This window comes from Pseudovibrio sp. JE062 (assembly GCF_000156235.1).
Lineage (GTDB): Bacteria > Pseudomonadota > Alphaproteobacteria > Rhizobiales > Stappiaceae > Pseudovibrio.
The window spans coordinates 2710-5181 of sequence record NZ_DS996823.1; the positions used below are offsets into that span (position 1 = coordinate 2710).

Sequence of the window (2472 nt, forward strand, 5' to 3'; positions counted from 1 at the left end):
GGCATCCCCTTCATAATGACCATTAAGCTGTACAAGAAAATGGGTTCTAAGGCTTTCTTCGTCCATATCGCGAAAAGCGCCTGGACTCTGTTCCATAACTTGGACCATGTTTTCAAGCACAGTCAAAATGTGTTCGTAGTCCTTGTCAGCTAAAATCGGCTCTGGAGTGAAGGGCTCGCGTGATGCAGTAGGGCGGCGAGGCGGTATTGGCAATCTTCGTCGAACTTTGGGAGTGGCAAAAGTACCTCGATCTCCAGCCCTTTCCTTTATCTTAAAACCTAAACCAGCCACCAGTGATTTGTTGTGAAGTAATTTTTCTTTGCGATGCTCAATTGTTTGTGTCGCCAAATGATTGAGGCCCTCATTGTAATGCGTGGCATCAGCTTTCAACCATTGTAAGTGGCGTTCTATTGATGACACTCTCTCATCAATGCTGGCCTTGACTTTATCTGGTGTTAACTCTGCTCCGACAATGGAGAAGTGTATTGCTTCTTCACCAACGATACCTCTTGGATTATTGAAATTACTTGTAGAAGGTTGGATCTCAAAACCTGTTTTATTTCCACGGAATGGAACTTCAATGTTAACTGAGGCACCAGCGACATAAAAGGGGCGCGACTTATCTTCGATCCATCGCATCGGGTCATGTCTTACATCAACTTGTGTTTCTTCTTGCTCGACAACAATTTCATCGGTACGCAGGCTGGGAACTTCGAAGAAAAACTGTTTTACATAAAACTCTGCCAAATCATTTGTTGAAGAATTAAGCAGCTCGTCTCCATCCAGCTGATTAATCTGTGACACGAGCTGATTGCGCCAACCCTCTTGTGAGGCAGACCAGCTGCCCTTATGGAAAAGGTAGTCTTCCCTCGAGTTTCTAAATCTACCCATCTTGCCGCTCACTGAATCTCAAAGCAATTTATCTTCACCAACTTAAACTTATGAGTGTACATTTCAAATATAAACTCTTTAGGCAACATGCTGCTACTCTCTCAAAGAATAACATTCTAACGCTGACCTTTAATGAGGCGTCAAGTCAGAAGGGTATGGGGGGAACAGCTTTACTTCCAGTATATGGTAGACCGCTCAAAAATTTCCGCCAAAAAATGTTCCACTATTGTACCTGTAAGAACCCACTTACTCAGGCGGTTTGCCTACGATAATCTTTGACACAGAATGACCAACGTCTTGAATGGATAATATGACTTCAAAAAAATAAGCTTTATCAGCACCTTATAGATTTTGGTGTCAAATCCCTCACTCTACCCCATACCTCAGCCGTCCCATCGCTTCAGCAAGCTTCTCCAGCTTAAAGCCGCTTCCATAGCGTCCTGCCATTCCCTTTTCTGTGTGCCCTTGCAGTGCGTCCATGATCTCTTTGCTGATATCGCTGTGCCGACAGGCATCTTCAAAGCAGTGGCGGAAGCTGTGAAAGGCGTTCTTGTCTCGCTTAACGCTTACAGACTCCAAAAAGCGTTTAAAGTACTTGGAGAATGGTGAAGAGTAGTAGCCGTCCTCCCCCATTTTCAGATCAGGGAAAAGCCGTTGCTGCTTCTCCGCTTTACGCTGCTTATAGAGGTCCAGTAGGCCTTCTTTGATAAGTTCTGCATGTATGGGAATCTGGCGTTTGGAGCTAACTGTTTTGAGTTGCTTGTCGCTTCCATCTTCATTGATATCGAAGTACCAGACGCCATTCTGCTCGCGAATGTCCGTGGTGTAGAGCTGAATGATCTCACCGAGCCTTGCGCCCGTGTATAAGCCAATGAGCGGCACCCAGTAAGCGCCTGCATCCTTAGGTATCAAACTACCTTCTTGCTTCCAGAATCTTAGTGACTTACAGCCCGTATAGAGAGGCGCAGAAAAGATGGCTTTCAGTTCTTCTGAAGTGAATGGGTCTCGCTGATCTCGGGCAGATTGCTTTATCTTGATCTTGAGACCTTTGAAGAGGTTAGCTGGAGCTTCGTCATAGTTCGCTTCTGCCCAGTTCCAGAACGCGGCCACAAAGCCAATAATCTTATTCACGTTGAGGTCTGACATTGGCTGTAGACCCCACTTGGAAGCTTTCTCTGCTGCCTCAGCAATATTAAGCCCAGCTATCTCCTTTTGCTTGACCCAGTTTGCAGGAAGCTTCAGGAGCATAGCTTTAAAAGCACGAGCATCAGCTTTCGTGTATTCAGTTAACTGCTTATCACCCACAACGCTGATAAAGTTGCTCATCCAAGTGCGATGCTCTTTCTCCGTCTTGCCTTTCCAGCTTGTCCGCGCCTTTTCAGCAGCCCACTCTTCAATTACGTCAGAGAGCTGTTCTTGAGCTTGAATAGGAGCTGAAGCAGGCGCGATGTGAGGCATATTTGGGGTATCTATAAGCTCACCTTGATTACGCTCTGCAATCGCTTTGCTGGCCTGTATGGACGCTCTTTGCAGCTCACGAGCAACAGGCTTACGGCTTGGAGGAGGGATGGCAGTAGCGGA

Annotated in this window: 2 protein-coding genes; both read right to left on the bottom strand. The window is 46.2% G+C overall.

Annotated features, from left to right (window positions below; translation table 11 throughout):
- Window positions 1-804: hypothetical protein (locus PJE062_RS26635; protein ID WP_208982494.1), on the bottom strand; the 804-nt coding region annotated here is incomplete at its 3' end.
- A 453-nt stretch (window positions 805-1257) separates the two neighbouring features.
- Window positions 1258-2472 (bottom strand): site-specific integrase (locus PJE062_RS25730; protein ID WP_008553187.1); only part of this gene is annotated, 1215 nt, incomplete at its 5' end.